Annotated in this window: 5 protein-coding genes, 1 tRNA gene and 1 pseudogene; 2 read left to right on the top strand and 5 right to left on the bottom strand. The window is 74.5% G+C overall.

Annotated features, from left to right (window positions below; all coding sequences use genetic code 11):
* Positions 1–81 precede the first annotated feature (81 nt).
* Positions 82–1,707, bottom strand: a complete 1,626-nt coding sequence (locus GL263_RS17375) for a putative bifunctional diguanylate cyclase/phosphodiesterase (protein WP_267132778.1) — start codon at positions 1,705–1,707, stop codon at positions 82–84.
* Between the two features lie 463 nt (positions 1,708–2,170).
* On the opposite strand from GL263_RS17375, the gene GL263_RS17370 reads away from it, so the two are divergent.
* Positions 2,171–3,430 (top strand): M6 family metalloprotease domain-containing protein, encoded by a 1,260-nt coding sequence (locus GL263_RS17370; RefSeq protein WP_438947972.1) that lies wholly within the window; start codon positions 2,171–2,173, stop codon positions 3,428–3,430.
* Positions 3,431–3,508: 78 nt separating this feature from the next.
* Positions 3,509–4,225: a 4'-phosphopantetheinyl transferase family protein gene (locus GL263_RS17365; RefSeq protein WP_323379445.1), complete on the top strand. Its 717-nt coding sequence runs from the start codon at positions 3,509–3,511 to the stop codon at positions 4,223–4,225.
* Between the two features lie 133 nt (positions 4,226–4,358).
* Here the strand turns inward: GL263_RS17365 and GL263_RS17360 are convergent.
* The 4 genes and pseudogenes from GL263_RS17360 to GL263_RS17345 all read right to left on the bottom strand — a co-directional run.
* Positions 4,359–4,432: transfer RNA gene (locus GL263_RS17360), tRNA-Lys, on the bottom strand.
* 101 nt (positions 4,433–4,533) lie between these two features.
* Positions 4,534–4,896, bottom strand: a complete 363-nt coding sequence (locus GL263_RS17355) for a DUF8844 domain-containing protein (protein WP_182856638.1) — start codon at positions 4,894–4,896, stop codon at positions 4,534–4,536.
* 124 nt (positions 4,897–5,020) lie between these two features.
* Positions 5,021–6,409: an AAA domain-containing protein gene (locus GL263_RS17350; protein WP_182856637.1), complete on the bottom strand. Its 1,389-nt coding sequence runs from the start codon at positions 6,407–6,409 to the stop codon at positions 5,021–5,023.
* Positions 6,406–7,366 (bottom strand): annotated as a pseudogene (locus GL263_RS17345) (hypothetical protein); the annotation flags it as partial. The pseudogene GL263_RS17345 and the gene GL263_RS17350, both read right to left, overlap by 4 nt.

Below are 7,366 nucleotides of genomic sequence, written 5' to 3'. Positions count from 1 at the left end.
GCCCTCGGCACCCTCTTCAACCGCTGAACCCGCTGTGAGCCGGGTCCGGCGGTTGAGGCCGGCCCCCGGCGCCGAGGGTGTTCACGCGCTGAGCAGTTCGGAGATGCGTTCGGCGGGGACGGGTTTGGAGTAGTGCCACCCCTGGCCGGTGTCGCAGCCGATGCGGCGCAGCCGGTCGGCCTGGGCGGGTCCTTCGACGCACTCGGCGGTGACGGTGAGGCCGAGCTTGTGGGCGAGGTCGACGAGCGAGGTCACGATCGTCTCGTCGGCGCGGCTGCGCTGGGAGGCGAGCCGGAAGTTGCTGACGAACGTCCCGTCGAGTTTGAGCGCGCGCACGGGAAGCCGGCTGAGGTAGGCGAGGTTGGAGTAGCCGGTGCCGAAGTCGTCGATGGCGATGCGCACGCCCATGGCGGACAGGGCGCGCAGCGACTGGAGGGGGCGGCCGCCGGAGCCCATCACCGCCGACTCGGTGAGTTCGAGCTGGAGGAGGCCGGCCGGGAGGCCGCTCTCGTTGAGTGCCATCGCCACGTCGGCGACGAGGTCGGAGTCCCACACCTGGCGGACGGCCACGTTGACGGAGACGTAGAGCGGGCTTCCGGTGTGCTCCAGCTGCCAGCGCCGGGCCTGGCGGCACGCCTCGCCCAGTACCCAGCGGCCGAGTTGGACGATGGAGCCGTTCTCCTCGGCGAGGCCGATGAACTGGCCGGGGCCGAGGGTGCCGAGTTCGGGGTGGCGCCAGCGGACCAGGGCCTCGACGCCGCGCAGGCAGTCGTCGGCGAGTCCGACGATCGGCTGGAACTCCAGGGCGAACTCGCCCCGGTCGATGGCGCGGCGCAGGGTGCTCGAGAGGGCCTGGCGGGTCATGCGGTGAGCGTTGCGTTCGGGGTCGAAGAGCGTCCAGCGGGCCCGCCCGTCGGCCTTCGACCAGTAGAGGGTCGTGTCGGCGGCCTGCATCAGCTCGGTGGCGGAGGTCCCGATGCACGATCGTTCCACCACGCCGATGCTGGCGGAGACGTCCATGCGCTGGCCGGCGAGCTGGAAGGAGCGTTCCAGCACGCGTTGCAGCTCCTCGGCGAGGGCGGTGAGTCGATCGGGGCCGGTGGAGTCGTCGACCAGGACGGCGAACTCGTCGCCGCCCAGTCGGGCGACCAGGTGCCCGCCGCGCGGCCCGCCGGCGGCGACCCGGGTGAGGCGCTGCCCGACGGCGTCGAGGAGTTCGTCGCCGGCCCGGTGGCCGTAGGTGTCGTTGATCGCCTTGAAGCCGTCGAGGTCCAGGTAGCACAGGCCGATGCGGCCGGTTGTGCTGTCGGTGAGCGCCGCCTGGAGGCGTTCGAAGAACAGCGCGCGGTTCGGCAGCCGGGTCACCGGGTCGTGCATCTCCATGTGGCGCAGCCGCTCCTGCAGGTCGCGCCGCTCGCTGACGTCGGTGACGGTGAGCAGGGCGGAGCCGTCGCGGCGCAGCGGCACGAGGGTGACCTCGGCCCAGAACGGCTGGCCGTCCGGCTGCTTCAGCCGACGGCGGCAGCGCATGCGTTCGCTCTCCCCGCGCAGCACCGCCTGGCAGGCCTCGCGGGTGCCGGCGCTCTGGCCGATGCCGGCCAGTTCGGTCACGGGCAGGCCGGCGAGCTGGCGGGCGGAGGTGTCGAAGAGCGCGGCGAGCGCGCGGTTGGCGGCGTTGATCCGGCCGCTGCGGGAGACCACGGCCATCGCGAACTCCGCGAGGTGGAAGGCGGCCCGGAAGTCGGCCTCCCGTTCGCGGCTCGGGGCCTGGGCGATGAACGAGGCCGGAAGGTCACTCTCCGTGATCGAGAGTTGTCCGGTTCCAGTGGCTGACGGGCCCTCGCACGGGCTGTGGCGCGTTCCGTTCACCGATCGCTCCCAAAGGGGATTCGTCGCTGGAAAGTCTGCCGATCATAGGGGCTGTTGAGGGTCGGGAGCCAGCATCGGAGGGTGTCCTAACACACCCGCAGGGGACGGAGGCGGACGCCAGTGCGAGGCTGCGGGGCCTCGATGAGCCCATCCCGAAGTTTCACGGAGAGTGACGATCAGGGTCGTCTGGTGCGTCTGTGTGGCGTGGGGCAGGGGGGACCTGATCGGCGTAGCCGAACAGGCGGGAGCGGCCGGTGGGTGAACAAGGTGAGGGGGTCCCCACTCGTCACGGGAGGTCCCGGTGCGAACCGAGCGCTCCGACCGCACAGCCGCCGCGCGAACCGGCCGGCTGCGCAGATCGTTGTCCGTCCTGACGGCGCTCGCGGCGGTGGCGGGCACCGCCTCGATGGCCGGCCCGCTGCAGCAGCAGCCGACGGGCGACCCGTGCGCGCTGGAACGCACCGACGCCCATCACTCCCTGGGGCTGGACACTTGGAACGCCTCCTACGTGAAGCCCGAGGGCACCGTCGACGCCGTCATGCTGTTCCTCTCCTTCCCCGACTCGCCCCCCGCCCACACCCCGGAGGAGCTGGTACGCGACTACTTCCCGGCCACCAGCGACTTCTTCGAGCGCGCCTCCTACGGCCGGTTCACCCTGCGACCGCACCCGGTGCCGCGCTGGCTGGAGATGCCCCGGGAGTCGACGGCGTACGACATAGCGCGGGACTGGCGCAGCGGCAGCCGCGCGGACTATCTGCGGGACGCCCTGGCGGTCACCGACCCGCACGTCGACTTCAGCCGCTACGACGTCGTCTACCTGGTCGCCGACCCGAGCGCCCCCGGCGTGGACTCCGACGCCACCAAGGTCGTCAACCTCCAGCAGCCGCTACGGGCCGACGGCGTCGAACTCCGCCGTCTGGTCACCCTGTTCGAGAAGTTCCCGGCCGACCGCAACGTCCTCGCGCACGAGACCGGGCACGTCTTCGACCTGCCCGACCTCTACAACCGCCCCGAGGACGGCAAGGGCGACTGGGACACCCACGTCGGCGACTGGGACCTCATGGGCAGCCAGTTCGGCCTCGCCCCCGAGCCCTTCGGCTGGCACAAGTGGAAGCTGGGCTGGCTCGACGACCGGCAGATCGACTGCGTCTCCCAGCCCGGCACCACCCTGCACACCCTCGTGCCGCTCGCCGCGCCCGCGGAACGCTCCGAAGGCGGCCGGGGCCGGGCGGGCAGCCGCATGGTGGTCGTGCGCACGGGCGCGTCCGAGGCGCTGGCCGTCGAGATCCGCGAACCGCTCGGCAACGACGCCGGTGTGTGCACAAGCGGAGCCCTGGTCTACCGGGTGCGCAGCGACACCGCCTCCGCGCAGGGCCCGATCGAGGTCCTGGACGGTCATCCGGACAGCTCCGCGTGCGAGGGCAGCTCGGTGCAGCCGTCCCTGGCGGACGCGCCGCTGGGCGTGGGCGAGAGCATCGCGGTGGACGACGGCGCGGTGCGGGTGAGCGTGCTCGGCCGTTCGGCCTCGGGCGACTGGAACGTGCAGGTGACGCGGGACTGAGCGGGGCGGCCGAATACCGGCGGGGAGTGGCCGGAAAGCTGCGGTCGGGGCGGAAGGTCGCCCGTTAGGGTGACGGGTGTGTCGTCGCCACCGCCGCTCCTGCCGCCCCGCGAGCTGACGTCGCTCCTGGAGCCCCCGCCGCCATCGCGGTCCGCAGGGGACGGGCCGGAGGTGTGGCTGGTGCGGCCCACCCGGCACACTGCCGAGCTGCCGCGTGTGTCGGACCTGCTCAGCGACGCCGAGCGGCGGCGGGCGGACGCGTTCCGCGCCGACGCCGACCGGGTGCTCTACACCGGCGCGCACGTGGCGCTGCGGCTGCTGCTCGGCGCCCGCCTGGACGTGCCGCCGACAAAGATCGAACTGGTCCGCGAGCCGTGCCCGTGCTGCGACGAGCCGCACGGCCGGCCCGCGCTCGCCGGGGGCGGCGGACCGCACTTCTCCCTCTCGCACAGCGGGGACCTCGCGCTGATCGCCCTCGCCCCGACGCCGGTGGGCGCGGACGTCGAGCGGCTGCCCCGGGCCCGGACGGTCGACGAGGTCGCCGGCAGTCTCCACCCGAGGGAAGCGAAGGAACTGGCCGGGCTGCCGACCGCCGAACGGCCGGTCGCCTTCGCCCGGACCTGGGCGCGCAAGGAGGCCTACCTCAAGGGCATCGGCACCGGGCTGGGCCGGAGTCTCGACCTGGACTACGTCGGCAGCGGCCCGACGCCCGCCGCCGGGCCGGACGGCTGGCGGCTCGCGGACGTGCCGGTCGACGAGGGCTACGCGGCCGCGGTGGCCCTGGCCACGCGCTGAGGGCCCCGGGAGGTTGCCGCGGCCTGGCGGCGGCAACCCGGGCGACCTCGGCGACCTCGGCACAACGGGGCCGGAAAACAGCTCTGGGCCCTTCCGGTCGCCCGGAAAGGCCCAGCATCACCTGGTGATGGAGTACGCCGCCAGGGACTCGAACCCCGGACCCGCTGATTAAGAGTCAGCTGCTCTAACCAACTGAGCTAGCGGCGCCTGCTGACGTCGTAGACGATAGCACCCGGATCCGGGGAACCGGAAATCGATATGCCGTGGTCAGCGGGTACGAGTCAGTGGGTGCCGGGCCGAGGGCCCGCTCAGTCCACCGGACGGCTCCGCATGAGCTCGCGGCCGAACTCCACCATCTTGCGGGCGTAGTCCTCCGTCCAGTCCGCGCGCTCGGCGATGGCCGCGTCCGGCAGCCGGTCGAAGCGGCCGGGGTCGGCGAGCTGCGCGGCGGCCATCGCCTGGAACTCCACCGCCCGGTCGGCGGCGGCGCGGAACGCCAGAGCGAGCTGCGTGGACCTGGCCAGCAGCTCCCGGGGGTCGGTGATCGACTCGAGGTCGAAGAAGCGCTCGGGGTCCGCCGACTCGCCCGGGGGCTCGAACGTCAGCGGCGCCGGGCGGCGGAAGCGCGGTGCGGCACCGCGTGGGTCCGGAGCCGAATGCGGCTCTGGCATGGAGACACCTCCGTGTGGTGGCGGGTCGGAGCGACCGTTCCCTCCATTGTCCCGCCTGCGGGCGGCGACCGGCAGACCACGGCCGGGCCCGACGGGTCAGCCGGCCGGGGGCAGCCCGTCGGGATCAGTCCTGGCGGACGCGGTGGGCGGCGAGGGTGGCCAGGACCTCCTGGTGGGCCTCCCAGCCGTCCGGGAAGCGGACGTCCACCCCGAGCCGGACCGGCTCGACCTCCGGGTACGCGTCCAGCAGCTCCGTGACGCCCGCCCGGCACACCACCACGCAGGCGTGCCGGTGCCGGGACGCGAGCACGCACAGCCGGCCCGTCTCCAGATGGAACGCGGTGGCGTCCGGCCGCCCCGACAGCGGGTGCAACACCACCGTCACGTCGAACTCCCGCCCCTGCAGCCGGTTCGCCGTGTCGGCGGTGACTCCCTCGACGCCGAGCGCGGCCAGCGCCGCGCGGACGGCCGCCGCCTGGTCCCGGTGGGCGGTGCCGACGGCGATCCGGTCGGCGGTCAGCGGCGCCGGCTCGGACGAGCGCTCGCTGAGCGTCTCGCCGTCGCGCTCCAGCAGCCGCCGCACCACGTCGGCGACCGCCGCGACGGCCTCCGGGTCGGTGCGCGGTGTGCGGCGGGCGGGCAGTTCGAGCAGCGCCCAGCCGGCCTCGGCGGCGATGTCCAGCGCCCGGTCCGTCGCGGAGCCGTCGGAGGCCGCGCCGAAGGCGAGCCGGCGGTCGCCGGGCTCCGTCCCGCTGCGGAACCGGTTGTCGGGGTAGAACGCCCGGGACACCAGCGGGGCCGCCGACGCCGGCAGCCGCCAGGAGACCGGGAGCCGGTGCTGGGGCAGCTCCGGATTGTGCGCGAGCAGCGTCGCGACCGCGCTCATCGACGGGTCGTAGGACAACCCGGCCCACTGCTCGGTGCCGACCTGGCTGAACGGATCCAGCTGGCCCGGGTCGCCGACGAACAGCGCGCGCTCGAAGAGCCGCGCCACCGCCAGCAGGCCGTCGGAACGCATCTGGTACGCCTCGTCGACGATGGCGTACTCCCACGGCTCGACGTCCTTGACGTGCGCCCATTTCGCGGCGGTCGACACCACCACGTCCATGCCGAGCAGGTCCGCCGGCTTCGCGGACATCCGCACGGCGGGGTGGCGGGTCAGGTCGGGCGCGGCCGGGTCGTGGGCGCGGGCCTCGGTGCTGTGCAGACGGCCGATCGGCAGCGCGGGGTCGGCCGCCGCCAGCCGGTCCACCAGGTCGTCCACCTGGGCGTTCGTCTGGGCGACGACCATCAGCCGGCGGCCGGCGGCGGCCAGCTCCCGCGCCGCGCGCACCACCAGCGTCGACTTCCCGGCGCCGGGCGGGGAGTTGACGACAACGCCGCGCTCGGGACCGTGCAGCGAGGCCAGGATGGCCTCGGTGGCGGCGTCGGCCGCCGCCCCGGGGTCGGCGACGGCCGGATCGGCCGGTGCGAGCGTGGAGGTCCGGGTGTCGGCGGGGGAGAGGGGGCTCACAGCAGGTCCTCCGGGGTCGCCGGATCGGGCAGCGTGGTGTGCAGCGGGTCGAAGCCGGGCTGCGGGCTGTCGGAGTGCGGGGCGTCGGAGTGCGGGGCGCCGGGCCGTGCGGCGCCGGGCCGTGCGGTGCCGACCTGCGCGGCGGCGGGCGCCGGCGGCGCGGCCGGGGCGCGGGGCGCCGGAACGGCGGTCACCGGCTCGGGCGGCCCGCCGTGCGTCCAGGGTGTGTCCTCCGGCTCGGGGAGCGCCGGGCCGCCGCGCGGCGCGTGCTCGAACAACGTCCAGCACAGCCGGTCGCCCACCTCGGGGACCGTGCCGGGGCCGGGCTCCTTGCTCCGGCCCATGCCGTTGAGCAGCCGGACGACCACGGGCTCACCGCCGCCGGAGCCGTCCGACGGGTCGGTGGAACCGTCGCGCCCGGTGAGCAGTTCTCCCGTCTGGGTGGAGCCGGACGGCAGGACGCGGTACACCTTCGTGCCCGGCGTCAGCAGCGGTTCGTCGTCCGTCTCCAGCGTCACCAGCGGGCGCGGCATCGGGCGGCGGCCCTCCGACCACGCCGGCTCCACCGCCGTGACCACGCCGACGAACGCCTCACCCGTGAGCCGCCGTTCGGCCATGACCAGCGGGTCGTCCAGCGCCTCCTGGGCGGCCAACCGAGCCTGGTCGCGCTCCCGGACGGCGAGTTTGCGGGCGGCGGTGACCGCGTCGTCGCGCCGCGGTTGGGGCGGCTCCCCGGCGCGGAGCCGGTCCCGGTGCGCGGTGTAGGACCAGCGGTCGCTCTCCCAGCGGCCGGCGACCCGCTCTCCCGGCGGCAGCTCGCGCAGCAGCGCCACGCAGCGCCACATCTGCTCCCACACCGGCCGCAGCCGGGAGCCGACCAGCTCCCGCACCTCCCCGGCGGCGCCCGGCACCCCGGCGTCGTGGCGGGCCATGGCGGGGACGAGCAGCCGGTTGTCG

Source organism: Streptomyces durbertensis (assembly GCF_014156695.1).
GTDB classification, from domain to species: Bacteria; Actinomycetota; Actinomycetes; order Streptomycetales; family Streptomycetaceae; genus Streptomyces; species Streptomyces durbertensis.
The sequence above is the reverse complement of the archived record's forward strand: the minus strand, read 5'-3'. Positions and strand labels throughout refer to the sequence as shown.